Annotated in this window: 21 protein-coding genes; 4 read left to right on the forward strand and 17 right to left on the reverse strand. The window is 72.6% G+C overall.

The features are described 5' to 3' along the window. Nucleotides 1-14 precede the first annotated feature (14 nt). Entirely contained in the window at nucleotides 15-1,619 is a 1,605-nt protein-coding gene (locus Scani_RS00955) for a S1 family peptidase (RefSeq protein WP_159469019.1), read from the forward strand. Between the two features lie 1,054 nt (nucleotides 1,620-2,673). On the opposite strand, the gene Scani_RS00960 is transcribed toward Scani_RS00955, so the two are convergent. From Scani_RS00960 to Scani_RS00990, 7 genes are read right to left on the reverse strand one after another with little or no spacing between them, the layout of a single operon-like run. After that, on the reverse strand, nucleotides 2,674-4,047 hold the full coding sequence (locus Scani_RS00960) for an NADase-type glycan-binding domain-containing protein (protein WP_159469021.1): 1,374 nt from the start codon (nucleotides 4,045-4,047) through the stop codon (nucleotides 2,674-2,676). A gap of 49 nt (nucleotides 4,048-4,096) precedes the next feature. After that, nucleotides 4,097-4,645 carry a phage tail protein gene (locus tag Scani_RS00965; RefSeq protein WP_159469022.1) on the reverse strand — a complete coding sequence of 183 codons (549 nt, stop codon included), beginning with the start codon at nucleotides 4,643-4,645 and terminating at the stop codon, nucleotides 4,097-4,099. Continuing rightward, nucleotides 4,642-6,651: a putative baseplate assembly protein gene (locus Scani_RS00970; RefSeq protein WP_159469024.1), complete on the reverse strand. Its 2,010-nt coding sequence runs from the start codon at nucleotides 6,649-6,651 to the stop codon at nucleotides 4,642-4,644. The genes Scani_RS00965 and Scani_RS00970 overlap by 4 nt, the downstream gene beginning before the upstream one ends. After that, on the reverse strand, nucleotides 6,651-7,073 hold the full coding sequence (locus tag Scani_RS00975; protein ID WP_159469026.1) for a GPW/gp25 family protein: 423 nt from the start codon (nucleotides 7,071-7,073) through the stop codon (nucleotides 6,651-6,653). Before Scani_RS00975 ends, Scani_RS00970 begins: the two co-directional genes overlap by 1 nt. Before the next feature lie 48 nt (nucleotides 7,074-7,121). After that, the gene (locus Scani_RS00980; RefSeq protein WP_159469028.1) at nucleotides 7,122-9,041 is read right to left on the reverse strand and encodes a VgrG-related protein; all 1,920 of its coding nucleotides are present in this window, start codon (nucleotides 9,039-9,041) and stop codon (nucleotides 7,122-7,124) included. Next, a complete protein-coding gene (locus Scani_RS00985; protein WP_159469030.1) occupies nucleotides 9,038-9,820 on the reverse strand; it encodes a CIS tube protein in 783 nt (260 codons plus the stop codon). Before Scani_RS00985 ends, Scani_RS00980 begins: the two co-directional genes overlap by 4 nt. A 1-nt stretch (nucleotide 9,821) precedes the next feature. Next, entirely contained in the window at nucleotides 9,822-10,259 is a 438-nt protein-coding gene (locus Scani_RS00990) for a phage tail protein (protein WP_159469032.1), read from the reverse strand. A gap of 238 nt (nucleotides 10,260-10,497) precedes the next feature. On the opposite strand from Scani_RS00990, the gene Scani_RS00995 reads away from it, so the two are divergent. After that, nucleotides 10,498-10,833: a hypothetical protein gene (locus tag Scani_RS00995; RefSeq protein WP_159469034.1), complete on the forward strand. Its 336-nt coding sequence runs from the start codon at nucleotides 10,498-10,500 to the stop codon at nucleotides 10,831-10,833. A gap of 3,362 nt (nucleotides 10,834-14,195) precedes the next feature. Here Scani_RS00995 and Scani_RS39845 read toward each other — a convergent pair. The 6 genes from Scani_RS39845 to Scani_RS42055 form a co-directional block, all read right to left on the reverse strand. Next, nucleotides 14,196-14,354: a DUF6760 family protein gene (locus Scani_RS39845; RefSeq protein ID WP_167538007.1), complete on the reverse strand. Its 159-nt coding sequence runs from the start codon at nucleotides 14,352-14,354 to the stop codon at nucleotides 14,196-14,198. Beyond that, nucleotides 14,351-14,863 carry a hypothetical protein gene (locus Scani_RS01000; RefSeq protein ID WP_371872287.1) on the reverse strand — a complete coding sequence of 171 codons (513 nt, stop codon included), beginning with the start codon at nucleotides 14,861-14,863 and terminating at the stop codon, nucleotides 14,351-14,353. The genes Scani_RS39845 and Scani_RS01000 overlap by 4 nt, the downstream gene beginning before the upstream one ends. Next, complete coding sequence (locus tag Scani_RS01005; protein WP_018087540.1) at nucleotides 14,863-15,306, reverse strand: phage tail protein; 444 nt, start codon at nucleotides 15,304-15,306, stop codon at nucleotides 14,863-14,865. The genes Scani_RS01000 and Scani_RS01005 overlap by 1 nt, the downstream gene beginning before the upstream one ends. A gap of 65 nt (nucleotides 15,307-15,371) precedes the next feature. Then, on the reverse strand, nucleotides 15,372-16,949 hold the full coding sequence (locus Scani_RS01010) for a phage tail sheath family protein (RefSeq protein ID WP_159469038.1): 1,578 nt from the start codon (nucleotides 16,947-16,949) through the stop codon (nucleotides 15,372-15,374). Nucleotides 16,950-17,004: 55 nt separating this feature from the next. Beyond that, nucleotides 17,005-17,370: a hypothetical protein gene (locus Scani_RS01015; protein ID WP_159469040.1), complete on the reverse strand. Its 366-nt coding sequence runs from the start codon at nucleotides 17,368-17,370 to the stop codon at nucleotides 17,005-17,007. Next, complete coding sequence (locus tag Scani_RS42055; RefSeq protein ID WP_159469042.1) at nucleotides 17,370-17,888, reverse strand: eCIS core domain-containing protein; 519 nt, start codon at nucleotides 17,886-17,888, stop codon at nucleotides 17,370-17,372. Before Scani_RS42055 ends, Scani_RS01015 begins: the two co-directional genes overlap by 1 nt. Nucleotides 17,889-18,276: 388 nt before the next feature. On the opposite strand from Scani_RS42055, the gene Scani_RS01025 reads away from it, so the two are divergent. Further along, a complete protein-coding gene (locus Scani_RS01025) occupies nucleotides 18,277-19,638 on the forward strand; it encodes an RICIN domain-containing protein (RefSeq protein WP_328692574.1) in 1,362 nt (453 codons plus the stop codon). Between the two features lie 222 nt (nucleotides 19,639-19,860). On the opposite strand, the gene Scani_RS01030 is transcribed toward Scani_RS01025, so the two are convergent. The 3 genes from Scani_RS01030 to Scani_RS01040 all read right to left on the reverse strand — a co-directional run bounded on the left by Scani_RS01030 (nucleotide 19,861) and on the right by Scani_RS01040 (nucleotide 24,019). Then, nucleotides 19,861-21,930 carry an ATP-binding protein gene (locus Scani_RS01030; RefSeq protein WP_167538008.1) on the reverse strand — a complete coding sequence of 690 codons (2,070 nt, stop codon included), beginning with the start codon at nucleotides 21,928-21,930 and terminating at the stop codon, nucleotides 19,861-19,863. Beyond that, a complete protein-coding gene (locus Scani_RS01035) occupies nucleotides 21,927-22,586 on the reverse strand; it encodes a Pvc16 family protein (protein WP_159469046.1) in 660 nt (219 codons plus the stop codon). The genes Scani_RS01030 and Scani_RS01035 overlap by 4 nt, the downstream gene beginning before the upstream one ends. Nucleotides 22,587-23,218: 632 nt before the next feature. Then, complete coding sequence (locus tag Scani_RS01040; RefSeq protein ID WP_159469048.1) at nucleotides 23,219-24,019, reverse strand: VOC family protein; 801 nt, start codon at nucleotides 24,017-24,019, stop codon at nucleotides 23,219-23,221. 240 nt (nucleotides 24,020-24,259) lie between these two features. Between Scani_RS01040 and Scani_RS01045 the strand changes: the two genes are divergently transcribed. After that, a complete protein-coding gene (locus Scani_RS01045) occupies nucleotides 24,260-24,844 on the forward strand; it encodes a hypothetical protein (RefSeq protein ID WP_159469050.1) in 585 nt (194 codons plus the stop codon). Between the two features lie 30 nt (nucleotides 24,845-24,874). On the opposite strand, the gene Scani_RS01050 is transcribed toward Scani_RS01045, so the two are convergent. After that, nucleotides 24,875-26,008 (reverse strand): acyl-CoA dehydrogenase family protein, encoded by a 1,134-nt coding sequence (locus Scani_RS01050; RefSeq protein ID WP_159469052.1) that lies wholly within the window; start codon nucleotides 26,006-26,008, stop codon nucleotides 24,875-24,877. Nucleotides 26,009-26,106: the final 98 nt, after the last annotated feature.

Below are 26,106 nucleotides of genomic sequence, written 5' to 3' on the forward strand. Positions count from 1 at the left end.
AGAGGGAGACACAGATGTTCGGCAGGAAGCCACGCCTGGCGTGGTTAACCGGAGTCCTCACCACCGGCGTCGCGGCAGGTCTGCTCACCGCCGCACCGGCCCACGCCGTGGTCGGCCCGGCGGTCAAGGACGGTGATTTCGCCTTCACCGCGCAGCTCGACATCGGTGGCCAGCGCAGCTGCACCGGAGCGCTGGTCGACCCGCAATGGGTGATAACCGCCGCCCGGTGTTTCGCCGACCGGCCCGATCAGAGCACCAAGGTCGAGCCCGGCGCCCCGAAGCTGAAGACCGTCGCCACCATCGGCCGTACCGATATGAGTGGTGACAAGGGGCAGATCGCGGACATCGTGGAACTCGTGCCCCACGCGGACCGGGATGTCGTCATGGCGAGACTGGCCAAGCCGGTCACCGGGATCACACCGGTGACGGTCGCGGCCGATCCCGCCGCGCAGGGCGAGACACTGCGGGTCACTGGCTACGGGCGCACCGAGGACGAATGGGCACCCGAGCGCCTGCACTCCGCCGAGTTCACCGTGAAGGCGGCGGACACCACCTCGTTGAAGATCGGCGGGGCGGATCCCGCCAATGCCGCCATCTGCGCGGGCGACACCGGCGGCCCCGCTTTCCGGACCGTGTCAGGACGACCGCAGCTGGTCGCCCTCAACAGCACATCCTGGCAGGCGGGCTGCTTCGGCGTCGACGCGGCTGAGACGCGCAGGGACGCGACCAGCACCCGCGTGGACAACCTGAACTCCTGGGTGCAGAACGTCCGATACCGTCCGGTCTTCGCCGGCGCACCATGGGCGAAGGCGACCCACATCGCCACGGGGTACTTCACCGGCGGCTCGGCCGGCGGTACCCGGCACATGGACATGATCGTGCGCTGGAACGACGCGGAGATCACCCTTTACCAGGGCTCCGACGAGAAGGACGGCCGAGGCCCCTTCTCCGCCGAGTACCAACTGGCAGCACCGCCGAAGCCGGGCAAGACGAGCATCTGGCAGTACGCCAAGCAGTTCACCGGTGCGGGCTTCGGGGGCGGCACGGACGGGCTGATCGTGCGCTGGGGCGACGGGGAGCTGACGCAGTACGCCCACGTCGACAAGAGCGGCTTCCACGCGGAGAAGCAGCTCGCCAAGCCGAAGAACGACAAATGGCCGCACGCCCGGCAGATCGCCATGGGCCGATACACGGCCAACGCCCAGCGCGACGACATGATCGTGACCTGGGACGACGGCCGGGTCACGCTCAACAGCGATCTCGCCACCAATGGTCTGAATGCCGAGAAGACACTGATGAAGGCGAACACAGCCTGGAAGGAAGCGGCTCAGATCACTGCGGGCGAGTTCACCGGTAAGAAGACGGCGGACCTGCTCGTCCGGTGGTCGGACGGTGCCGCCAGCATCTATCCAGGCGTCGATGCCGATGGCTTCCACGGCGACATCAGCGTCCGCCCACGGATGTCCTTCTGGAAGAACGCGACGGTGGTAGCCGCCGGTGCCTTCGCCGCCAACGACCGGGCCAACGACATCATGGTGCGGTGGGCGAGCGGGGCGGTCAGCCTCTATCCGGGCGTAGACGCTGCCGGTACGCACACTGAGATCCAACTCGTCCACTGAACGTGACCCGCTGACGGCCCGGCCGCCGCCGGATTCGGCGGGCCGGGCCGTCAGCGGCGCCGTCCGGCCAGGCGGCAGACACCCGCACCCCTCACCGTCGTCCAATGCCCGGGCCAATTGCGGCCGCAGACACCATTTCAGGAGGTCGGCACCACTATGAACGCCGTGCCGCCGACAGAGGAACAATCTACTTGGCGTGCCATACAGTTGGCCGAGCAAGATCACTTGGCATCACGAACTCTCCAGCACCTGCCACGGCTTCGCAGTGAGCGGACCACCTGACCAGCGGCTGAATCACCTGGTGGCTCATCAGAGCGAGCGGCAATCCCAGCCCGCAGATACTGCGGTAGCTGGCCGAGCTTGTGCTCGACCAGGTCTTTGCCGACCCCGAGAGCCCGGCCCACGCCTCCCGGAACGCCCTCGTGTGCGGCGCGGTGCCTCGGATCAAAACAACCGCCACTGACCTGACGCCGGCGGCACCGGCTCCCCACCTTGCGTGGGACCGAAAGACTGACTCCGGGCAGAGGGCGTCCTCTGGGACTTCTCTGAGACTTCAAGCCGCATCAACGGGTATGACCGTGAAACAGCCGGAAGGCCATCAGCACAGGTCAGCGCCCCGCAACCGCCCATCGCAGCAGGTCACGGCGCCCCCTGGTCTCTTCCGGGACATCTGAGGGGTCTTCGCGAGAATGCCGCCTCCCCTTCCTGGCCCGTGATGATCTGGGTCAGGAAGGGGTTCTACGGCATCCCCGGGCGCGCGAAGGCTTGATGTCTCCGCGAGGTTCACCGGGTGGGCGAACGGCGGTTCCGGTGGTGCGGTTGGTGCGGCGCACCGGTCACGTCCCCCTGTCGGTCAGGCGGGAGACCGCCCACGGGCCGGGTCGGCCGCACGGGAACGGCCGACTCGGGGAACGGGGCGGCACTGTGCCGCACTGCGAGCACCGGCGAGCCTCCCCGCCGCGGAGGAACCTGGTCCGTCCGCGGCGGTCGGGCAATGCGCGGGGAGAGCCTCAGCCACCGCAGTGGGGGGCTTGTCGCGCCGTGGCGGCCGTCCCTATCCGGTCGATCGGCCGAAGAACTCGAGCTCGGCGATGGCCACTTGCTTGCGGTCGGTGGTGCCGTACGCGGTGTGCAGCACCAGCCGTACGGTCAGCGCGTCCCGTACACGGACGTCGATCCTCTGCGGCCCGCCGTCGTTGATCCGGAAGCGGGAGAGGTGTCGCTTGCCCGCGGAGTCCTTCACGATCACGTCGAACTCGTGCGGGCGGGCCGGGTCGGTGGCCTGCGGGGTGCGCGGGGAGGCGCCGGGCGTGATCACCATGTTCAGCAGATCGGTGGGCTGGCCGAAGCCGGCCTCGATGTACTGGCCGTCGGAGGCGCCCGAATAGCCCGTTCCCCACCAGGTGTTGGAGTAGCCGTCGAAGGCGAGCTTCGGGCCGTTCTGGGGCCCGGAGTGCGAGGCCTTCCAGGTGGCGGCGGGCACCGGGACGCGCTGGGCGAAGTGGTCCTGGACGGCCCGCGCGGCCGGCGGCCCCCCGATGATGCCCCCGACCACGACGGCGGCGATCACGGCCGCCACCACGGCACGGGCGATCCACCGGGTGCGGTCGCGGTGCAGCCGCGGGCGCTGTCCGGCGTACGGTCCTTCGGCCTCCGGGCGGGCGGTGTGGGTGAGGGGGGTGGCGCAGCTGTGACAGAAGTGGCGGCCGGGCGCATTGGGCTTGGCGCAGCTCGGGCAGGGCATGCCGTCCACGGGCTCGGGGGCGGCCTGCGGAGTACGGACCCGGGGCCGGGCCGCGTCGGGCCGGCCGGGCAGCACACCGCCGGGTGCCTCAGGGGGTGCCACGGGCGCGGCATCCGGCACGGGGACCAGGAGGGCGCGGATGCCGGTCTCGGAGATGTTCCCGTGGCCGGCCGGGCGTGGTGTCGGAGTGGTGGTCGGGTGGGCCGAACCTTGCGGGTGGGCCGGGCCCGTCGGACGCTCCGGGCCGTTCGGGGCGGGCCGGGAGGGGGCCGCTCCCCTGTCATCCGCGGCGGTTGCCGGGAGCGGGGTGGTCGGGTCCCCGCTGCTGCCCCGAGGCGGGCCGGAGGGCGGGGCGGTGGCGTCCCCAGTAGTGGGGGGAGCCGGGCTCGTCCGCGGCGCGGTGGTGTCGGTCCATACGGCGGGGTCCGGAGCGGTGGGGCGGCCGGTGGCGGCCGGTCCGCCCGCCGTGGGGTGCGGAGACGAGGCGGCCGGTGCGGACCCGGGCGGCGATGTCGTGGACGACGGCACCGAGGGCGAGGGCGGCACCGGCGGCGAGGGCGGTGCGGACGTCGAGGCCGCGGGCCGGTCCCAGCGGAGGAAGGCGCCGCAGGAGTCGCAGAACGACTGTCCCGTCTGGGGAGCCGGGGCGCCGCAGTCCGGGCAGGTGGTGTGGTCGGTGGCCATGGGGCAGGTTCCTTCGGAGGTGGCTTCGGGCGTGGCGTCGGGGAGGGCTTCAGGGGGCGAGGAGCGGGGTCACCTCGACCGTGAAGGGGAGGTGTGCGGGGCGGGCCGCCGCGACGACGGCGTGCAGGCGGTGCCGGTCGGTGGCGGCGGGGTCGGCGACGCGCAGGGTCACCCGCAGGCCGGGGCCGGGGGAGCCGGGGAACGGGCCGAGGGGGCGGGCGGACCAGGTCGCGCCGCCGCTTTCGGCGATCTCCGGCTGTACGCCGAAGGCCAGGTGGACGGCCTCGGACAGGCCGCGCCGGGTGCCGCGGACGCGGTGCAGCGAGACGGCCGTGGCGACCGCGCGGCGGCGGGTGGCCGGCGATTCCGTGCCGTCGAGTTCGGTGCCGACCCAGGTCGTCAGCCAGTCGACGAAGTCCTCCGGCGCGAGCGCGGGCGTGAAGTAGCTCTCCAGGCAGTCCAGTACGTGGAAGAGCGGGGCGAGGACGACATCGAGGCCCGCCACGAAGCGCTGGGTGAAGTCGTCGTCGGCGTAGACGGCGGGGAGCGCCGCGCCCAGGGGATGCGTGGACACCGCCCCGGCGGATGTGCCCCTCATCGTGCCTCGATCACGCGGACGCGGTGGTCGAACGGGAACAGCACGGCGGACGGGGCGAGTTCGATGCGGTCGGTGGCGTCGCCGCGGCGGCCGGTGAGCGGGTCCGCGGGGTGCAGCAGGACCTCGTCGACGAGTTCCACGCCCGGCACGCGCTGCAGGGCCGCGAAGATCTCACCGGAGCGCAGGGGGCGGCCGAACGGCCAGCCCTCCCCGTGCGCGCCGCCGGTCAGCGGGTCGAGGTAGGCGTACAGCGCGTCCAGGGCCTCGGCCCGTACCCGCTCGGCCCGCGCCGCCCGGAAGGAGTGCAGCGTCGCGACGACCGTGACGCCCTGGTAGAAGGGCGGGCCGACGGCGAGGCGGGTGCCCAGGGGGCGGCGCTCGTCCAGGAACCGCGTGATCCGGCCGAGGAGTTCCTCGCCGGGCACCAGCTGCTCGAAGCGCAGGCGTCCGCCGCGGTCGGGGACGGCCTGGGGGACGACCAGGACGCGGACGGCATTCTCGCCGGTCCGGCCGGCCGCGCCGCCCTGGCCCGCCGTGCCGGTGCTCGCGCCCGCTGCGGGCTCCGCGGGATCGACCGCGAGGCAGGCGATACGGGCCACCTCGGGGGCCGCCCGCCGGGCCAGTTCCTCGTAGTCGCGGGCGGTCACGGCCCGCTCCTGGGCGCGCAGCGCGATCGGCGCCCGCACCTTCGCCTCCTGCACCGTCTCGCCGTCGACCCCGCCGCGCGCCGCTTCCCTGTTCTCCACCCGCGCCACATACGGGATGGAGCTGCGCAGCACCTGGATCGCGCCGCGCGCCACATTGCCGGACCGCCCGCCGCCGGTGCGGTAGCGCGCGGCCCGGAGGACCGCGCCCTTGGGTGGTACGGCCCCGAACTGCCGCACCTCGCCGTCCGGTTGGCGCACCGACGGGCCGAAGGCGATCTCGCCGGTGGCGGCGTTGAGGGTGAGGTGCCGGTCGTGCGGGCCCGAGGCGGCGAAGTCGGGGACGACCTGCCACTCCTGCCAGCCGTCCCCGTCGGAGACCTCCAGCCGCAGCGGCGGACGGTCGGCGACGACGGGGGCGTGCGCCAGGCGCAGCCGCTGGCCGGGCACGCCCGTGGACTCGCCCAGCGGCTCGTCCCGCACCACGTCGGCGTGCGCGACCGTGGTCGTGCCCCCGATGGTGAACGCGGACGCGGACCGGACGGTCGGCGAGGCGCTGTAGAAGGGCTGGCCGGGTGCGGCCTCCACGACCCGGCAGCGCAGCCAGGCGGAGTCGATCCGGCCGACGCGCGAGATGACGTGCCCCTCGGGGACGTGCAGCACGACCTCACCGGGCCGGTTGAGGCCGCCGGTGGAGTCCTCCGCCAGCTCGCACTCGATCCACCCGTCGGCGGTCCACGCCTCCCAGACCAGCGGCGGCTGACGCGGGTCGACGCCGACCCCGTCCACCCGGCTGTCCAGGCGCAGCACGGCCGCGCACCGCGGCACCGCCGCCGACAGCCCGAACAGCAAGGTGTCGCCCGGCTGCGGGGCGGGCGCGAAGACGGCCACATCGCTGCCGCCGAGGATGTCCTGACTGCGGTCCTCGGGGGTGATGCCGGCCTCCTGCCGCAGCACGGCGGCCAGTTCGCAGGGCACGACCGTCAGGTCTTCCTCGGTGGCGAAGGACACCGCCTCCTCGGTCTCGGTACGGCCGGTGGCCACCTCCGTCCCGGCGGGCAGCACCACGGCCTCGGCCTGCGGGGCGGAGAGCCAGAAGGTGACGTCGGCACGGGCCGCGGAGGGCGGGAAGAGGGTGACCCCGAGCAGGTCGAGGAAGGCCAGATGGTTCTTCTCCGGCACCCGGTTGAGGCGATAGACGATCTGGTCGGCCATGTGCGCGACGGCCTCGATGAGGGTCACGCCCGGGTCCGAGACGTTGTGGTCGGTCCACTCGGGGCAGCGCTGCTGGACATAGCGCTTGGCGTCGTCGACGAAGTGCTGGAAGCGGCGGTCGTCGAGGTGGGGTGCGGGCAGGGCCATCAGGCGTCGCTTTCGGTGGACGGCGATTCCGAGGACGGGATCACGTAGAAGGGGAAGACGAGGCTGCGCGGGTTGTTGGTGCCGCGCACGCTGTAGCGCACGTCGATGAAGAGCACGGACGGTTCATCGGGCGCCGGGCTCACCTCGACGTCCTGGACCTCGATGCGCGGTTCCCAGCGGTCGAGCGAGGACCGCACCTCGTAGCGGATGCGGCCGGCCGTCGCCTCGTTGACCGGCGCGAAGACCATGTCGTGCACGGCACAGCCGAACTCCGGCCGCATCGGCCGCTCGCCGGGCGCGGTGGCCAGGACGAGCCGGATCGACTCCTCGATCTCCCGCTCCCGGCGGGCCAGTGCGATGCCGCCGCCCGCGTCGGTGCGCAGCGGGAAGGTCCAGCCCGCGCCGACGAACTGTTCACTCATGTCCGGTGCCCCCCTTGAGATGCACGTCGCTCAACTTCGTCACGCCCCCTAGAAAGGAATGCCGTTGCGCAGGACGGCCGGTGCGTTCAGCGTGACCGTGGCCGGCGAGTTGATGGCTGCCGCGGCGCCCGCGTTGACGGCCACCGCGCCGACCGCGCTGACGGAGACCGCGCCCACGGAGTTGACGGCCACCGCGCCCGCCGACTTGAGGCTGATGGCGCCGGTCGCGTTGATGTCCGCGACGGCGCCCGCCATCACGCCGAACTTCGCGCCCGCCTTGATGTCGACCGCTCCGCCGGCGCTCATCGTCAGCGAGCCGCCCGCGGTCAGCGACAGGTTGCCGCCCGCCTTGATGCTCACGTTCCGGGTCCCGGTGATGGAGACGGAACCGTCGCTGCGGATGGTGACCGCGGTGCGCGTCTCGTCCATGTGGACGGTGAGCCTGCCGTTGCCGGTCTGCAGCCTGATGCCGCTCTTCATCCGGGACTTGGCGTCGACGAGCTCGACGGTGTGGCCGCTGCGCGAGGCGAGGGAGCGCCAGTTGACCCGTCCGCTCGTCGGATCCACGGCGGGCAGCCCGTCCGGGTCGGGGGTCGGCTTGTCCCTGCCGTTGTACAGCCCGGCCAGGACGTACGGATGCTCCAGCGAGCCCCGGTCGAAGGCGCACAGCACCTCGTCGCCGACCTCCGGCAGCATCAGGCCACCGCCCCGTACCCCGCCCAGCTGCGCGACCCGGCACCAGTCGCTCTCGTAGGTGTCCGACAGCCAGGGGAAGCGCAGCCTGACCCGGCCCAGCTTCAGCGGGTCCTTGGCATTGCTGACCAGCGCCATCGCCACGCCCGGCATGGGCGGGGCCGCCTCCGCGCCGCCGGACGCGAGCCCGTACAGCGACCGGAACTGGCGTCCCGAGACGGTCAGCCAGGTGGTGAACTGACGTCCGGACTCGAAGACATGGCGTACGCCGGTAGCGGTGTACTTGCCCTCGAAGGGGAAGCCGGCGCCCTTGAGCGCGACCGGCCGGCCCGGTGCCAGCTGCGGGTTGCCGGTGACCGCCACCTCCAGCTCGGCGAAGGAGCCCGCCACGTCGTCGGCGAGCGCGCGGGCGGCATGGGTGACCTGGGCCTGGGTGGTGAACGGGGTGTCGGTGACGGTCAGTTCGGAGGCACCGAAGGGCTTGCTGAGCGCTCCGGGCGCGATGTCGGCGACGATGTCCTTGCTGGTCGTGGCCGGGGACTCGGCGGACAGGGCGCGCTTGGCGCGCATGTTCCAGCCGCGCGCGCCCGCCTTGGCGACCTGCCCGGCGGCGGTGACGGCGATCCGGCTGTGCAGCGCGTTGTGGCCGAACTCCAGGACGTACGGGCTCTGCGCGGCCGGGGTGGTGTCCGCGGGCGCGGAGGAGGCGGGAGCCAGCTTGGCGAACCGGAGCTTGCCCTGCGGGTCGAAGGAGAGGTGGACGTCGTTCTCCTGGGCCAGGCGGAGCAGGAAGTCCCAGTCGGTGATGTTGGGCTGGGTGGCCAGCTCGTAGACGGTGCGGGTGGCCTCCACCGTGCCGAGGGCGAGGCTGTTGCGGCCGGCGAGGCGGCGCACGATGTCGCTCGCGGTCATGTTGGGGTAGCCCGCGACGCGGCGGTTGCGCAGCAGCCGGTGCCCGGGGTCGTAGCCCCGGACGACCAGGGACTTGCCGCTTGCGTCCGCGTCCACTTCGAGGGCGGTGATCTCCCCGGTCAGCATGGGCGTGCCGCGCTGCCCGTCGGTGAAGGGCGACAGCACCGCCTTCGCGCCGATCTTCATCTGCGGGAAGGTCTGGAGGATGTCGGAGCCGCCGTCGGCGAAGGTGAGCTGAAAAGCGGACGGCACATTGACGCTGGCGTCCACCCAGCCTTCGGTGAGGAGGGTGGCGAGCTTGTCGGGCAGCACCGTGCCGCCGATCTCGACGTGCAGGACGCTGGTGTACGTCTTCTCGCTCATCGGCGGGGCTCCTGGTGTGTGGGATGACCGGTGGGGCCGGCTGCGGGGCGGCCTTCGGGCGGGGCTTCGTCGGCGGCGGGCAGCAGCAGTTCGGTGCCCGGCCGCAGCCGCATCGGATCGTCGATCTCGTTCGCCTCCGCGATCAGCCGCCAGCGGGTCGCGTCCCCGTACTCCCGCCAGGCCAGTGAGGCGAGCGAGTCACCCGCGACCGTGCGGTGGATGCGGCGGGCGGAGAGCGCGCCGGAGGTGGGGTTCTGCCCCTTGGTGGGCATGGCCACCTCGGTGAGGGACAGCGAGCAGGTGGCCCGGATCGGCTCACCCGTGGGGTTGAACAGGGTGTAGGTGGCGCTGACGCTCGTCACGTACGCGACGAACTGAACGGTGTTGAAGGCACCCCAGGAGAAACGGACCCAAGGCGGCGAGGGGCGCTTGGAGTTGACGCTCTGCGGCGTCACCTCGCAGCAGGAGAGCAGGAGTTCCACCTGCTTCTGGACCTTCCCGGCGTTCGGGGTGCCGGAGGCGTCCAGGAACACCTCCAGCTGGAGGGTGGCGGGCCGGGCGCCGGTGAACTTCGGCGGCGCGCCGCGCGTGTACGCGACCGCGGCCTGGGTGTGCCACTCCGCCTCCCGCCCCAGCTGCAACTGGGTCGGGTTGAACTGGAACTCCACCTCACCGATGCGGCCGCCGATGGAGCCGCCGAGGTCGGTGGGGGGCTGATGGATCGAGAGCGCGGCCCGTACGAGGCTCGCGCCCGCCTTCCCGCCGGTCGGCGCGGGCATCTCAGGCACCCCCCGCGTCGGTGAATCCGTGGTGCGCGATCTCCAGCGTCTCGGTCGCCACACCCGGACTGGACGGGTCCAGACTCGGCCCCTGCCACCGCACGGGCAGCACCTCGACCAGCCCCCACTGCGCGACGATCGAACCGTCGGCGCGCAGGGCCGCGATCTGGGCGGTGGGCCGGCGGATACCGGTGGCGATGGAGGAGATCCAGGCCGCCACGCGAGAGGTGTCGGCGGTCAGGGGGCGGGTGAGACGGATCGTGGAGTACGTGACGCGGGTGGGCAACTGCCAGACGAATCCGTTGTTGCCGCCCTCCTGCCGCTGCTCCACCTCCACCTCGGAGGCCAGCCCGTCACAGCCGTTGAACAGGCCGAGGTCCTGCCCGTCGATGGACAGCTTGAAGAAGACGGTGGAACCGGGGTCCTTGGGCGCGGGCATGGGGTGGCTTTCTCGGGTGGGTGGTGCGGGGTGGGGTGGGGAGGGCCGGCGGCCGGACGGGGTGTGCAGCGGCTAGCGGCCGCCGTCCCGTAGGCGGCCGATCCGTTCGCGGTCACTGCGCAACTCCGCCCGCAGCAGACGCGACAGCGGCGCCACGAGGCGCCGGGCGAGCTCATCGAGCTCGGCGGGTGTTGATGGGGCGGATGAGGCGGGGGTTGGGGCGGGAGGTGTGGTGGGGGTGGCGGACGTGGTGGCTGATGAAGGGGTTGCGGGTCGGTCTGTGGTGGCGCGGGTGCGCTGGATGGGGGCGGGGAGCGGGGGTGGTGGTACGGAGGTGCTTGCCGGGGCGTTCGCTGTGGTGCTTGTGGGGAGGCGGGGCGAGGCGGTGGTCGCCGTGGCGCCTCCGGAGACGCTTGTGGTGGTGTTCGCCGTCGTGCTGACGGGGGAGCTGATGGTCGAGGTGGTCACCGACGTACCCGTGCGGAGGCTCGGCGCGGTGCTCACCGCCATACCCGTAGGGGCACTTCTAGTGGTGCTCGCCGAAGTGACGGTGGGAGGGCTTGTCATCGCCTGACCGGCGCGTTGCACGGTGCGCGGCGCGCGGGCGGTCACGGCCGGGGGCAGAGGGGTGGGCGCGGCCAAGGGGGCGACTGATGGCGCCGGTGACATGGGGGTGCGCCGTTGTACGACAGGGGCGGAGGTCAGGGCGGAGGGCGTTGCCGGGGCCGGGGCCGGGGAATGCGGCGCCGTCATGGTCGAGGCAGGGGGCAGAGCCGGGGCCAGGGCCGAGGTCGGGGTCGGGGTCGGAGCCGCCGGGGTCCAGGCAGGAGCGAGGGTCGGGGCCAGGGCCGAGGCAGGAGCGAGAGAGCGGGCCGTGGGCCGCGAGGCCACAGAGGCAGGAGAGGCAGAGGAGACAACAGAGGCAGGAGCAACAGCTCGGGCCGCCGAGAGGGGCGAGGCAGCAGAGCTCCGCTGGACCGTTTGTGGTTGCGGGAGTGGCCCGGGAGTCTGGGGCTGGGGAGTCTGGGGCTGGGGAGTCTGTGGCCGCCGCGTCGGGTCTCCCGGCCGGGCAGGCGCGCCGGCCTGCCGCGCCCGCAGCGGCACGGCGGGCGCGGTCCGAGGCGCGACCGACGGCCCCGGTGTTCCGCCTCGTCCGAGCGGTCCGCTGCTGTCGTGGCCGGGCTCCCGGGTGACCAGCGGCCGAGCCGTCGCGAGAGGGGCGCGCCGCACACCCGGCCGCGGTCCGGACTCGGACGGGCCGGACTCGGACGGGCCGGACTCAGACGGGCCGGACTCAGACGGGCCGGACTCAGACGGGCCGGACTCAGACGGGCCGGACTCAGACGGGCCGGACTCAGACGGGCCGGACTCAACCGCCTTGCGCAGCAACGGCTGTGTGCCGGAACTCGTGGGAGCGGCGCTGGTCCGGTTCGTCGCCTCACTCGTCGGCGGGGCAGTCCGGGGCGCCCCGGCACGGGCCGGCGGCTGGGGCTGGGGCTGCGGCTGCGGCTGCGGCTGCGGCTGCGGCTGCGGCTGCGGCTGCGGCTGCGGCTGCGGCTGCGGCGAAGGCACGTCCGCCTTTACGGGTACGGCTCGTGGAGCTGTGCGTTCGGTGGGTGTGGTGGGTGCTGTGCGTTCGGTGGGTGCGGTGACGCGTTGTACGGCGGCCCGGCCGGGAGTGTCCTGTGGCGGTCCTTCAGGTGCGGGGCGGACTCCGGTGGAGGCGGCCGGGAGGACGACGTCGCGCGGCGGTACGGCCGACGATGCGCTCGCACGCTGAACGGGCGCCGGCCCGACCTCGGGGACCGTGGACGGGAGCACTGCGGCATCACCCGGCGGCACGGCTGACGACGCACTCGCACGTGGCACAGGCGTCGCCCCGCCTTCGGAGACAGCAGACGCTTCGGGGCCGGCCGACGTAGGCAGCGGGGCACGCAGCGGCACGGCCGAAGGGGCACTCGCACGCTGGAGGCGTGTCGACGCGGCCGCATCTCCCGACGGCTCACTGGGAACGAACGGTGCACCGATCAACGGGCGGCGCCGACCGGTAGGCGACGTCGGCGGGGTGCCCCCTTCGGCACTGCGCATCGGGCCCGAGGACGCATCGGCGCTCGCCGACCGTTGCACCGCCCGACGGTCGTCCCCCGGCACGCCACGCATCGGATTTTGGACGGAGTCCGCGCTGGGGGCGGCGGATGCGGGGGCAGCCACACCTTCCTGGGCCGTAGCCCGCGCCCGTACTCCGCTCTGCGATGTCGTGGCCTCCGGGGCGCCGGTCTCGGGCAGCCTCCCCGGCTCGACCGGCCCACCGGAAGACCGCAGCGGAGCCCCAAGCCCTCGACGTGGCCTCTGTGTTGGCGTTGACCGCTGCACGGAACGGCCCGTTTGAGGGCCCTCCGTCCGAGGGCCCTCCGTCCGAGGTTCGTGTGCACCCGGCCCCACGGTGGGGGCAGACGTCGACGGGGTGGTGGACGTGAACGCGGAGGGCGATGCCGCCGTGGGCACGGGTCCGTTCGTAGGTGCGGACGATGACACGGGCCCGGATGCGGACGCGTGCCCGGACGCGGGCCTGGACGCGGACTCATGCCCGGAAACCGACGCCTGCCCGGGCGCCGCCACAGGCGCGGAAGCCGCCACAGCCCGGGAGACGGGCACAGGCGCGGACCCCGACGCCGAGCCAGGAAGAGGCGCGGACGCGGGCGCGGCCCCCGACGCCGACACAGGCGTAGGCGCAGATTCGGCCGCAGGCGTCGACGCCGGCATCGGCGTGGGCCCGGACGCCGCCACAGGCGCAGACTCGGCCGCAGTCTTGGACGCCGGCATGGACGCACCCCCACCGCCCGACTTGCTCGGCGATGCGGCTACGGGATCGGGTCCACGGCCAGGACCACTCGCGCCGGGAACGGCCGCGGGGGCGGCTCCCGATTCCGGGGCGGCCTTCCGTACCCGGCGCACGGCCGTCCGTCGCTGTACGGCCTGCACGGGGGTATCGGGCCGTACCGCGACGGGGGCCGGCACCGCCGCGGTACGGCCGGATACCGCGGCGGGTGTCCCGGGTCCCGACGGGGGAATCGGGCCCGGGACGTCTGAGGGCCGAGCATCGGCCAGGGGAGCCACTTCTGCGGCCACCGGCGCCCGCTCCGCGGCGACCGGCGCAGGGGCTCCCGGCACAGCGGAGGCCTGGGCGCCACCCACCACCGCCACCCGACGCACCGGCGGACCGGCCGCCCCCGGCGCCGACATCAGCGCGGGCCGTACCGACTTCCGCGCCCTGGCTGCCGAAACGGACGGCGCGGACGACGCAGCGGACGGCGAAGAGGAGGCAGACGAGGCAGAGGAGATAGACGAGGCAGACGACAAACGCTGCACATCCGCAGGCCGACTCGGAACCGGACGTGTCAGCCCTCCCCCACCCCCAGGGGCCCCACCCCCGGGGAGCCCACCCCTGCCCACCGCACCGAACGCTCCCGCCTCGACCCGGCCCTCCTGGCCCTCCTGACCCTCCTGGCCCTCCTCACCACGCCGTCCCGCGACCGGCAGCCGCAGAACCGGCAGGTCGAGACGAGCAGGGGTCCCCGCGCCGGCTGCCGGAAGGGGGGTGAGGACACCGCGGAGCAGCCCGCCAGGTGCCGAAGCACGCACGTCATGCCCCAGCTCGCCCCCGAAGGACGGATCACGGTGCGCGCTCAGCGAGGCGGCGAATCCGGTCTCCGCGACGGTCCGGGGCGCTCCCAGGATCCTCTGGACGGGGGGCACGGCGGACCAGCCACCACGCCCACCGCTCCCCTGGCTCCCGTCACTCCCGGCCGCGGCGTCCGCCGACCCGGGGGCCACCGCCCCGGCGTCCACCGCCGTCCCGCCCTCCGGCGCCTGCACCTGCTCCGCGCCCCGCGCACTCCGCGGCCCCCGCAGCCACCTGAACATGCCCATCCCCCGTCACCGCTTCCCTTCAGCCCGCTCGACCAGGGCCGCGCTCTGCGCCACGTACGCGCGCCGGTCGGCGTGTTCGAGGTCGAGGATGTCGTCCAGCCCCCAGTGGAAGTGGTAGGCCAGATAGCCGACTTCCTCCTCGATCCGATCGGCCGCGTACGTCACGATTCCCCCAGGCGGCTCCCGGCCAGCTCCACTTCGAAGGACTCCTCGCAGTGCGGGCAGGCCACCGCTGCGCGGGTGTGTCCCTCGGCGTTGATCTGCCGGTAGAAGTCCTGCAGGAAGGCCAGGTCGGAGGCGAACATGTTCTCCACCGTGCCGTCGTGCACGGACCCGAGCGTGCCGAGCCGGGTGATGACCCGGCCGAGCAGTACGACCGACAGATATGCCGGGTTCTCGCGTACACGCACATCCCGCAGCGGAATCAATTCGTCCCGTGCCGTCGCCAGACGCATCGCCCCCTGGCGGTGGACCGTTCCGGACTCGTCCACGAATCCGCGCGGCAGCTCGAACTCGAACTCCGTCCGCAACGGTTCACGAACGGCCGCGTGGGGCGAATTCGCCGTAGGAGACGCAGCTGTCATTCCCGCCGCATCGTCCGAACCACCCATCCCTGCCGCGTTCGACATGTTCGCCGTGGCGGCCGTCCGTGCCCCCGGGCCTGCGCGCCGCATTATTCGATGACCAGCTCTTCGAAGACGATGGTGACCTGCTCGGTCAGCGCGGCCGCGTCGCCCGCCTTGACCCCGCTGGTCTCCACCTTGCTGCACCAGGCATTGCGCATGTTGTAGCGCTTCACCGGGTTGTTCTGGTAGTCCATCATCATGATGGTGGCGTTCTTACGGGCCGAACCCATGTCACCCGCAATGGACTTGTTGATCCATTCGCTGAACGCGCCGCTCTGCGTCATACCGCGGGTCACCGTGCACTCGCCGGCCTTCTTCGTGCCGGGCATCTTCTTCACGACGGGCTTTCCGTCCGCCGAGACCTGCTGGTATTCGATGACGTCCTGCTCCATGGTCAGACCGCTGACCTCCTGCAGGTATTCGACCATCACACCGTCGATCTGCAGGCCGAAATTATGTGAGGTGAGAGCATCACCGGGCTGAAGGGACACGGGAGTTTACTCCTGTTGCGCTAAGAGGATGTCTGGTGAGGGAGAGGAGAGGGAAGGGAGGAGGGCTACTCCTCCAGCTCCCCGCCGCCCCCGGAGAACTGCGCCAAGCGGAAGACCACGAACTCGGCGGGCTTGACCGGCGCGATGCCGATCTCGCATACGACCCTTCCCAGGTCGACGGACTCGACGGGGTTGGTCTCGGCGTCACATTTCACATAGAACGCGTCCTCGGGCCGCTGGCCGAACAAGGCGCCCGAACGCCATTCATTGACCAGGAACGCCGAGATGTTGCGCCGGATACGAGCCCACAGCGCCTCGTCGTTCGGCTCGAACACCACCCACTGAGTCCCGATGAGGATCGACTCTTCGAGGTAGTTGAAGTAGCGTCGGACGTTCAGGTAGCGCCACGCCGGATCGGACGCCAGGGTCCGCGCGCCCCACACCCGGATTCCGCGCCCGGGGAATGCCCGGATGCAGTTCACGCCGACCGGATTGAGCAGATCCTGCTCACCACGGGTGATCTGCAGATCCAGATCGATCGCCCCACGGACGATTTCATTGGCCGGTGCCTTGTGGACGCCCCGCTCGGAGTCGTTACGGGCCCATACGCCGGCCATGTGGCCCGACGGCGGCACCACGCGCGACTGACCGGAGGTCGGGTCGAAGACCTTGATCCACGGGTAGTAGAGCGCGGCGTACCGCGAGTCGTAACCGGCGACCTCCTGACGCCACTTACGGATGTCACGGGCGTTCAGGGAGGGCGGCGGGTCGAGGACGGCCATCCGGTCGCCCATCAGCTCACAGTGCGCGACGAGCCCGAGCTGGACGGCCTTGACCTGCTCCTCGTCGATGAGGCCCTGCTGGTAGGCGGCCATCAGGTCCGGTACGGCGACCATGTTGACCTCGTCCAGCGCCTCCAGGCCGCCGAATCCGGTGCGGTCCGCGGAGTCACCGATGAACCGGCCGGAGTTCAGACGCTCGGCGGCCCCGGGCATGGCGGGAGCGACCGGTGCCGGGGCGGGCGGGGCCAGCGCGATGCTCTGGGCGTCCGGCTTCGCCAGCTGTCCGGCCGCTACGGCCTCTTCGACGACGATCGCCTTCGACCGCTGCTTCACCTGCGTGACGACATAGTTCCGGGCGCTCTTCTTCGCGCTGACGTCGAAGCTCTCGACGACCTTGTCACCGTCCTTGACGACCAGCTTGAACCGGTCGGCGCCGCCCTCGCCCTCGGGCTCCTGCACCTCGACGGTGAGTGCGCCGCCGGCCGCGGAACCGGCCGCGATCGCGGCGACCTTGAAGGTGCCCAGCGCGACCGGCTCCCCGGCGGTCAGCGCCCTGGGCGCCGCTTCCGCGCTCGCACCGGACTGCGGGCCGTCCGCGGTGCCGCCCACGCGCACGACGTACGCGGCCGTCCCGCCGTTGTTGAAGAATCCGTACACGGAGTGCGCCAGGTAGTACCCGTCCGTGAACTCGCCGAAGGCCGCCACGTACTGGGACCAGTTCGTCACCAGCGTCGGATCGTTCAGCGGGCCGGTGGGCGCCAGCCCGACGAACGCCGCAACGGACGTTCCCACCCCTTCAATGGGCCGGGATCCGCTGGCGACCTCCTCGACGTATACGCCGGGCGACAGGTAATTGGGCATGGAACGTTGCTCCTAGTAGGCGTGGGGTGGAAATGGGGGCCGAGGCGGCATCCGCTCAGGTGGAAACGTGGTACGAAATGTTTTCCTCGGCGATCTGCGCCGCATTCGGCAGCATGGCCTGCGGCCTCAGCAAGTACTTGAGGAGGTAATTCATCAGGGCCTCGCCCCTCATGCCCTTCAGGCTGTCCGCCGGCTTCGGATTGCTCTGCTCGAAGCCCGCGATCTCCATCACGGCGCGTTCGGTGAGACCGGGGACGATGTCGGGGCCGTGCAGGATGTTCTGGAAGAGCCGTTCCTTGTAGGCAACGGGCTTTCCGTCCTCGCCGTAGTAATTCTGCGTGCTCTCCTCATCGCCCCTGACCTGCGGTAGGACGAGGGAGGCGGCTGCACGTTCGGCGGCCGGGCGGCCGGCCACGGCCATCACGTCCTCCGCCTCGAGGGCGCCGACACCCAGGGCGAACTTGCGGACGGGCTCGGTGTGTTTGCCCGGATTCTTGAGGTCGCGGGTGGGGAGCGTCGAGTCGGTGTCGGCCCTTCGTCGACCAGATCTCCGGCGAAGTCGGAGAGCATCACCCAGCCGCTGCTGAGCAGACCCGACTGCTGTATCTGGAAGACGATGTGCGCACCCGACGTGTAGGCATGGGCGTTGACCGAGGCGGCCGATTCATGGGCCGCGCCGTCCGTATGGACGCGCACGTCGGAGAAGTCGGCGCCGAGCCGTGACTCCATGTCGGCCCGTACCGAGTCGTCGAGCGAACGGCCGGGCGTGCGCAGGACGTCCTCCAGGGGCGAGCGCTGCACGGCGGCCGGTGCGGTGTGCCCGCAGCCCGTGCCATGGCGGTGATGCTCCTCGGCGACGGACGGGGCCGTCGTACGCGCCGCGGGAGCAGCCCCCGCGCGTGCGCCCCCCGCTTGGGGCCGCCGGTCAGGTGCCCGCATGACATTCCCCCGTCCCGCTCACCGCCGACCAGCGCCGGTCACCGCTGATCGCTCTTGCCGTTCTTCTGTCCGGTCGCTGCCGCCGTTCTTTCCCTTCGATCCTGGCGGGCGGGCGGGCCCGGTTGTAGAGACGAACGGGCTCCGACGGGGGCAGGGCGCACTGCCCGTTCGGTCACCAGGGGCCCGAGGTCCGGCGGCTCGCCGGAGTGCGGACGCCTGCCCGCCGCGTGGCCGGGGCCCGGCGGGACCGCGCCCGGAGGCGGCCGGGGAGCCGGGCGGGCCGTTGCCGTCCGCCTGCCCGGCCGTCCGTACACGGATCTCTGCCCCGCGCTCTGCCCTTGCGGACACTGACCCGCGCCCGCCGTACGGGTTGACTACCTGGGTGAGTATGTGGACTTCACTGGAACCGGCCGCGATCACCGTCGACCCGGGTGCCGTCGCGAGCGTACGGCTACGCATCCGCAACACGGGCGACACCGTCGAGGAGTACCGGCTGCGGCCGGTCGGCGACCCCGCGGGATGGACGCGGGTGGAGCCGGAGGTGCTGCGGCTCTACCCGGGGGCCGAGGGCACCGCGCAGATCACCTTCGAGCCCCCGAGGACACCGGACGCCGTGGCCGGGCCGACGCCCTTCGGCATCCGCGTCGAGCCCGCCGAGCATCCCGAGATCCGTGATGTGGTCGAGGGGCAGGTCACGGTCGGCCCGTTCACCGAACTCCGCAGTGAGCTGGTCCCGTTGACCGTACAAGGCCGATGGCGCGCGAAAGCGGCGGTCGCCGTCGACAACCTCGGCAACCAGCCGCTGACGGTCTCGCTCTCCGGCCGCGAGAACGGCGACGCCCTCACCGTCGACGCCGAGCCGAGCTCGGTGCAGGTCGCCCCGGGACGCGCCGCCTTCGCCCGGCTCCATATCCGTCCCGGCAGGGTCAGTTGGGTCGGCGGCGCCACCAAGCACCCCTTCACCGTCTCCGCGCTGCGCGCCGGCGTACCCGAGCCGGCCGAGCTGCGCGGCACCTACGTCCAACTGTCCGTATTGCCGCGTTGGGCCATGGTGCTGTGCTCGCTGCTGCTGGCCGCGGCGCTGGCTTTCGTGACGCTGTGGTTCCAGGCCCAGCCCTCGGTGGCCACCAGCGCGAAGGAGAAGCCCGGGCCGGTCGGACGCCCGATCGAACCCCCCAAGGCTCCGGCACCCTCGCCGTCGGCCGAGAAGCCGTCCGAGCCCGCGGCTCCCTCCGCGGAGCCGGAGCAGCCGAAGGACGAAGCACCCGGGGGCGGCGACGAGAAGAAGGACGAGGGGCCGCAGGCGCAGACGATCCGGGACGCGTCGGGCGAGGGCTGGTATCTCCAGGTCAACCAGGGTGGTCAGGAGGACGGCACGCAGGTCGGCCAGAACCCCCGGTGGACGGGTGACGAGTTCGGCCGCAACCAGTGGTGGATCATCCATCACTACCCCGAGAACAACTCGGTCGCCCTGGAGGCGGCCAGCGCCCCGGGCAGCGTCGTCGACCTGAAGTCGGGCACCAACCAGGTCCAGATCGAGGGCGTATCGGCGGAGAACCTGGAGTCGGGCGAGCTGTCCGAGAATCAGAAGTGGCGGCTGGTGGACACGGACAACGGCCGCACCCGCATCGTGAACACGAGCAACAACGAGTGCCTCACCGATATGCAGAACGACAAGGGTGCGATCACCTGGACGTGTTCCGACGGGCCCAACGAGCAGCAGGACTGGAAGATCTCCGACGGGCCGTGAGCGCCGGGGCCAACTGTCCGGGAGGGGCCGGCCGGGGTTCGCAGGGGCTGACCGGTGCCACCGGAACCGACCGGGCCACCGGGGCCTACCGGGACCGCTGAAACCGCCGGGGCCGGACGAGGAATCGCTCGTCCGGCCCCGGCGTCGCCGTTCCCCGGGGCGCTTTCCCCGGTGGCCCCGTTCCCCGGCGGCACCGTACCTGGCGGCGCCGGGTCCCGGTGGTCAGTCCCACAAGGGCGACGCGTCCGGCACCAGCCGCCCCATCTTGCGGTACTCGCGCCGCGCGCCGGCCCGGATGTCCTCGGCCGACACCGGTGCGCCACGGCCCGCGGCGAGATATCCGGCGGTCACCGCGGCCGACCGGATCGCCCCGCCCGACAGCTCGAACTCCTTGGCACAGGCCTCCAGCCCGAGGTCGTCCGCACAGGGCGTGGCCGTCAGACAGGAACGCCACAACGCGGTCCGCTGCTCGGCGTCCGGGAACGGGAAGTCGACCACCAGGTCCAGCCGCCGGGTGAACGCGTCGTCGATATTGGCCCGCAGGTTGGTGGTGAGGACGGCGATCCCGTCGAACGCCTCCAGCCGCTGCAGCAGATACGCGCTCTCCAGGTTCGCGTAGCGGTCGTGTGAGCTCTTGACCTCCGAGCGCTTGCCGAAGACGGCGTCGGCCTCGTCGAAGAGCAACAGGGCGTCCGTGCGGTCCGCCTCGGAGAAGATCCGCTCCAGGTTCTTCTCCGTCTCCCCCACGTACTTGTCCACCACCGCGGACAGCTCCACCACGTACAGGTCCAGACCGAGTTCACCGGCCACGACCTCGGCGGAGAGCGTCTTTCCCGTGCCGGACTCCCCGGCGAACAGGCCCACCACGCCCCTGCCGCGGCCGCCGCCGGTCCGCAGCCCCCACGTGCCGAGCACCTGATCCCGGTGCCGGGCCCGCTGCACCAGCTCGTGCAGCAGGGCCAGCGGTTCGGGCGGCAGGACCAGCCCGTCGAAACCGACGGCGGGCCGGACGCGCCGGGCGTGCCGGTCCAGCAGCGGCGCGGACTGCTGACGCGCGCTGCGCTGGACATGGGCGGCCGTCAGCGGCGTCCCGTCGAACGCGGCGAGGGCGGTGGCCGCACGGGCCGCACGGCGGATCTGCCCGGCGGCCAGCCGGTACGGCGCCACGGCGGCATCAAGATCGAAGCCATCGTCCACGGCACCGATTTCGGCGCGCCACACCTCGGCCGCCGCCACCGCACGGTCCGGCGCGTCGAGCGCGAGCAGCCCCGCGTCGGGGGCCCACCCGGGGTCGTACGGCTCGCTCCCGAAGAACACCACCGGCACCCCCCGGCCCGCCAGTGCCCGGACGAGCCCCGCCGGCCGCTCCGGCAGCGGCCCCACCACGAGCACCGCCCGCCGGAGCCGCGCCTCCCGCAACAGCGCGCCCACCGGCCCCGCACCGGCGGCCTGGTCACCCTCCGGCCGACACCGCAGCACGGGCAGGCCGGCCCCCCGCACCACGTCGGCCACCGGCCCGGCCGCGGCCCCGGGCCGGCGCTCCCGCAGATGTACGGCGATCGGCCGCTCGCCCACCAGGGCGGCCAGCCGCCCGAAGAACGCCCGCCCGTCGCCGTCTTGGCGCTCTCCGTACCCCTCCCTCGGGAGCAGCAACTCCACGTCGCCACCGCACAGTTCGGGATCGAGTCCGCCGTCCCCCAGCAGATGGGCCACCACCCGCTCCGGCACCCGCAGCGCGCGGCCGGGCAGCGGCCGGTCCTCCTCCTCGACGACGAGCAGCCCACCGGAGCGCAGCGGCGCGGCGGGGTGGAAGCGGGCGCGCGCCGCGGGCTCGTACGGGCCGGTGCCGGCCAGCTCCAGCGCCAGGGCGACGGTGGCGCGGCGGCGCCCGACATCGTCGTTGAGGTAGCCGTAGAGCGGCTCGAAGCGCCGGTCCACGTCGGGGGCCAGCGCGGCCAGGAGGATGGACAGATCGAGGGCGGACAGCCCGAACCGCCCGGCGAGCGCCACGGATCGATCCGCTGTCCCCCCTTCCGTCACCTCCCCCGGGGGCGCCTCATCCTCCGGCGCCTCACCCGTACCGCGCTCCGGAGGCTGCGCGGCCAGCCGCCGGGCTGTCTCCGGGGTCACATACAGCCCGCGCAGCGGGTCCGCGGCCGTGGGGTCGTCGGCGCTGCGCCGCTCGACGAGTCCGGCCACCCGCTCCCGCAGCTCCGCCAGCCGCCCCAGCAGCGCACCACTCGCGTCCTCGCGCACCGCCGTGCCGCCTCCCACCGTCGCCGACCCGTTCACCGCTCACCCTCACGAGGGCCCGCCCCGGAGGGCGAAGCGTCCGGAGCCGACCGGAGCATGCGGGGCCGGGAGTCGTCCGGCGAACCGTCCACGCCCCGGACGACCACCGCAGCGCCCTCCGTGACCGGTGGCGCCACCTCGTACGAGGGCGTGACCGGGAAGGGCACGGTGATCACCACGTCCAGGGACGGCTTGAGTTCGCCGCCGAGCGCGGACCAGATGTCGGCGATCGAGCGCGACTCGGCGGGTACCGCGACCGAGATCGGGATCGTCGCCTCCAGCGCCCGGAGCGCCTCCGTCAACGCGGCCGGGGGCAGGGCCTCCTGCCCGAGCAGGCATCCCAGCGCGGCCGACAGCAGCCGGTGCTCGTCCTCCGGACGGCTGGTCCACGCCGTGACCAGGTAGGACAGCCGGAACCAGCGCGGCGGCTGACGTCTGCGCACCACTACGCCGCGCGCATCCCGCTCCGCGATCGCCCCGCGCTCGCGGCGGGCCACGTCCTCGCGTATGTCGTAGAGATAGGCGTTGAGCGTGGGGGTGTTGCGCCGTGCCGCCCAGTCGCGGTTCGGCGCCTCGAACGCGACGTCCCCCGCAGCGTCCGGCAGCGCCCCTCCCCGCAGCACCCGCCGCAGCGCCTCGTCGACCTCATGGATCATGCCCGCTCCCCCGCCCCGAGACGCGGGTACGCGGCGCCTGCCGCCTTTCCCGCTCCTGCTCCCACGTCTGGACCCGCTCCTGCTTCTGCGCTCATCACATGTGTCCCTCTCGTAGTGCGTACGCGACGGTGCGCGCGGGTGCGGAGTGGCAGCCGCGACAGCAGGCCGTGCGGAACGTTTTTGACGGTATGTTCGAAGTGGGCGCGCCGCTCGGAGATCCGCCCGGTCAACAGCGTTCGGGCCGGACCGGCCCCACGGGGATGAGCCGCGGCATCCGGCCTCGCACGGTGTCGTGACGCACGTCGCCGTCCCGCTCGCCGCCGCGCCGCTCCTCACCGTCGGCGCGACCGAGGCGGAGGCACCGACCCCAACGGCCTTCGCAGGATGGCCTCATGGCGTCGGGAAGGGGCCCTGACCCCGTACTTTACGGCGGGCATCACCCCCCGCTCACGCAATTCCCGTCGATGGCGTCATCTCTGCCCGAGCGGCCCGGACACACTGGTCCGCGAGGGCGCGCACCGTCCGGCGGGACCCGTCGCAGAACCTCGCTTCTCGGCACACCGGAGCCCAGGCGAGGAGAGAAGGCCGGGCCACCTCCCCGCCCCCGCAAGAACCGCCGTCGGGCGCGTCCGTCAGAGCGTCTCCTGCGGCGTGAGCACCACGAACTCCGCGCCGAACGGGTCCGTGCAGACAGCGAGGCGGCCGACGCCCTCGGCGGTTTCCGGGCCCATGGACAGCGTGCCGCCGTTGCCCGTCACCATCCCGACGGTCGCGTCGCAGTCGCGGGAGGCGAACACCGGGTGCCAGTACGGCCTTCCGCCGGACCCGAGCAGATCGGCCGGCACTTCCATGAGGCCGCCGTGCATCCGCTCCTCGCCGCCGTCCGCGGGAGTGAGCAGCGTGTAGATGCCGTCACCGCCGGGGAGCGGCACGTCCTGGGTGCTCCAGCCGAATACCGTCTGGTAGAAGGTCCGGGCGGCGGCCGCGTCGGTGGTGTACAGCTCGGTCCAGCACAGGCTGCCCGGGCCGTCCGCGGCTTCGATGCCCGGGTAGCGCACCGGCTGCCAGACGGCGAACTCCGCGCCCTGCGGGTCCGTGAGCCGGGCGAACCGGCCGTCGTCCGCACCGACCAGGGCGGGCGCGGAACGGACCGCGCCGCCGGCCTGCTCCACCGCCTTGACGGTGGCATCCGCGTCGGGGGTGTGGAAGTAGAGCGTCCAGGCCGTGCGGGCGCCCGCCTCGGGGAGCGGCCCGACCGCGCCGACGGCCCTGCCGCCGAGCCGGAAGAGCGTATATCCCCCCACGCCCTGGTCGCCGTACGGTTCGGGCCGCCAGCCGAACACGGCCCGGTAGAAGGCCGCCGCGACCTCGACATCGGGGGCACCGAGATCGAGCCAGCACGGGGAACCGGGGACGAAATCAGTAGTGATCATGACGATTCCCTTCGCCGGGCCTCTGATTTCAGCCTGCCATCCGGCACCCGCAACCGCCCGTTGGCCGAAATTCGTCGTCCGCGCACGGGCTTGCTAGCCTGACGCGCGCTCGTCAAGCAGGAGTGACGACGAGTGCATCGCCAATCGGCTGCGCGTATGGATATGAGTGCGCGTATTGCGCGTATTGCGCGTAGACAGCGGGCATCCACGGGGACGGCCGCCACCACGGGGGAGAACATCATGAAGTTTCGCCATGCTCGCGCGGTCGCCGCATGCGCACTGGTGGTCGTCGCGCTGACCGGCGCACGGCATTCGCACGGCGGGGGCTGCGGCAACAGCCACAGCTCCGGCACCAGCGGTGGTGACGGCAGCTCCGGCTACAGCAGCTCCGGCACCAGCGGCAGCGACAGCAGCAGTGGCAGTGGCAGTGGCTACAGCACCTCCGGCAGCAGCGGTTACAGCAGCTCCGGGAACACCACCACCAGCGGGAGCAGCACCGGTTCGCCGACCGCCGGGTCCACCACACCGCCCGAGTCGGACATCCGCATCACCGACTGCCGGGTCGACAGCGCGGCCGGCACGCTGAGCGCCGAGCTGAGCGTGACCAACGGCAACTCCCAGAGCTCGGCGAGCTACAACGGCACCGTGCAGTTCACCGACGAGAGCGGCGCCACCTTCGGTTCCGCGTCGATCTCCGTCGATGCCGTGGCCGCCGGCGCCACCCGGCCCGCCACGGTCTCCGGCACCTTCCTCAAGAGCCCCGACGGCCAGGGGCCGCGGTCGGGCAAGTGCAAGCTGGGCCAGGTCTGGAAGGCCAACCGCTGAGGCGGGCAACGGCCCCGCCCCGCACGGCGGTCAGGACCGCTCCCGGTACAGCTCCTTGGCGATGATCGAGCGCTGCACCTCCGTGGCGCCCTCGTAGATGCGGGGCGCACGGACCTCGCGGTAGAGGTGCTCCAGCAGATGGCCGCGGCGCAGCGCACGGGCGCCGTGGATCTGGACGGCGGCGTCGACGACGTACTGGGCGGTCTCGGTCGCCAGCAGCTTGGCCATCGCCGAACGGCGGGCGATGTCCGGGGCCCCGGTGTCGTACGCCGATGCCGCCGCGTACACCAGCAGGCGGGCGGACTCGACGCGGGTGGCCATCTCGGCGAGCTGATGGCCGACGGACTGCAGGTCCTTGAGGGGGCCGCCGAACGCGGTGCGCGTGCCCGCATGGGTCAGCGCCGCGTCCAGTGCGGCCTGCGCCATGCCGACCGCGAAGGCACCGACGCTCGGCCGGAAGAGGTTCAGGGTGGCCATCGCGACGGCGAAGCCGCCGTCCACCTCGCCCAGGACGTCCGCCCTGGTCACGGGCGTACCGTCGAACTCCAGCGTCCCGATCGGGTGCGGGCTGAGCATGTCCAGGCGTGCGCCGGTCAGGCCCGGCCGGTCGGCGGGCACGAGGAAGGCCGTCACGCCGCGCGCGCCCGCCCCGCCCCCGGTGCGGGCGAAGACGGTCGCGAAGTCCGCCTCGGGGGCGTTGGAGATCCAGCACTTCTCGCCGGTGAGCCGCCAGCCGTCCGGGCCGTCCGGTTCGGCGGCCAGGGACAGCGCGGCGGCGTCCGAGCCCGCGCCCGGCTCGCTCAGCGCGAAGGACGCGACCGCGCGGCCGGCGGTCACCTCCGGCAGCCAGCGGGCGCGCTGGGCCTCGGTCCCGGACTGCACGATCGGATAGCTCCCCAGGCCCTGGAGCGCCAGGGCGGTCTCCGCCTCCGTGCACTCCTGCGCGAGGGATTCCCGCAGCAGGCACAGGTCCAGGGCGCGCAGGGCGCCGCCGTCGGGGAACAGGCGCCGCAGCAGGCCCAGTTCACCGAGGGCGGCGACGAGCGGGCGGTTGACCCGGCCCTCCTCCCCCTTCTCGGCCAGCGGGCTCAGCCGTTCGGCCGTCAGCGCGCGCAGTTCGGCGCACCATTCCTGCTCCTCCGGTCCCAGTACGCATACGGTCACGAGGCGGCTCCCTGGTAGCGGTGCTCTATCGCGGTCTGTTGACTGCCGTCACGAACACGTTACGCTGACGACGGATCCGAACGGCAGTACTCGACCCG

Source organism: Streptomyces caniferus (assembly GCF_009811555.1).
Taxonomy (GTDB): Bacteria; Actinomycetota; Actinomycetes; order Streptomycetales; family Streptomycetaceae; genus Streptomyces; species Streptomyces caniferus.

What these genes read in the sequence shown, in the direction of transcription:
- Scani_RS00960 (WP_159469021.1), bottom strand. Translation starts at nt 4,047, where the DNA reads ATGGCCACCGACCACACCACCTGCCCGGACTGCGGCGCCCCGGCTCCC.
- Scani_RS01045 (WP_159469050.1), top strand. Translation starts at nt 24,260, where the DNA reads ATGAAGTTTCGCCATGCTCGCGCGGTCGCCGCATGCGCACTGGTGGTC.
- Scani_RS00985 (WP_159469030.1), bottom strand. Translation starts at nt 9,820, where the DNA reads ATGCCCGCGCCGACCGGCGGGAAGGCGGGCGCGAGCCTCGTACGGGCC.
- Scani_RS01035 (WP_159469046.1), bottom strand. Translation starts at nt 22,586, where the DNA reads ATGATCCATGAGGTCGACGAGGCGCTGCGGCGGGTGCTGCGGGGAGGG.
- Scani_RS01025 (WP_328692574.1), top strand. Translation starts at nt 18,277, where the DNA reads ATGTGGACTTCACTGGAACCGGCCGCGATCACCGTCGACCCGGGTGCC.
- Scani_RS00980 (WP_159469028.1), bottom strand. Translation starts at nt 9,041, where the DNA reads ATGAGCGAGAAGACGTACACCAGCGTCCTGCACGTCGAGATCGGCGGC.
- Scani_RS01040 (WP_159469048.1), bottom strand. Translation starts at nt 24,019, where the DNA reads ATGATCACTACTGATTTCGTCCCCGGTTCCCCGTGCTGGCTCGATCTC.
- Scani_RS00965 (WP_159469022.1), bottom strand. Translation starts at nt 4,645, where the DNA reads ATGAGGGGCACATCCGCCGGGGCGGTGTCCACGCATCCCCTGGGCGCG.
- Scani_RS00955 (WP_159469019.1), top strand. Translation starts at nt 15, where the DNA reads ATGTTCGGCAGGAAGCCACGCCTGGCGTGGTTAACCGGAGTCCTCACC.
- Scani_RS00990 (WP_159469032.1), bottom strand. Translation starts at nt 10,259, where the DNA reads ATGCCCGCGCCCAAGGACCCCGGTTCCACCGTCTTCTTCAAGCTGTCC.
- Scani_RS01015 (WP_159469040.1), bottom strand. Translation starts at nt 17,370, where the DNA reads ATGGCCGTGGCCGGCCGCCCGGCCGCCGAACGTGCAGCCGCCTCCCTC.
- Scani_RS42055 (WP_159469042.1), bottom strand. Translation starts at nt 17,888, where the DNA reads ATGCGGGCACCTGACCGGCGGCCCCAAGCGGGGGGCGCACGCGCGGGG.
- Scani_RS00975 (WP_159469026.1), bottom strand. Translation starts at nt 7,073, where the DNA reads ATGAGTGAACAGTTCGTCGGCGCGGGCTGGACCTTCCCGCTGCGCACC.
- Scani_RS01010 (WP_159469038.1), bottom strand. Translation starts at nt 16,949, where the DNA reads ATGCCCAATTACCTGTCGCCCGGCGTATACGTCGAGGAGGTCGCCAGC.
- Scani_RS00970 (WP_159469024.1), bottom strand. Translation starts at nt 6,651, where the DNA reads ATGGCCCTGCCCGCACCCCACCTCGACGACCGCCGCTTCCAGCACTTC.
- Scani_RS01000 (WP_371872287.1), bottom strand. Translation starts at nt 14,863, where the DNA reads ATGCGGCGCGCAGGCCCGGGGGCACGGACGGCCGCCACGGCGAACATG.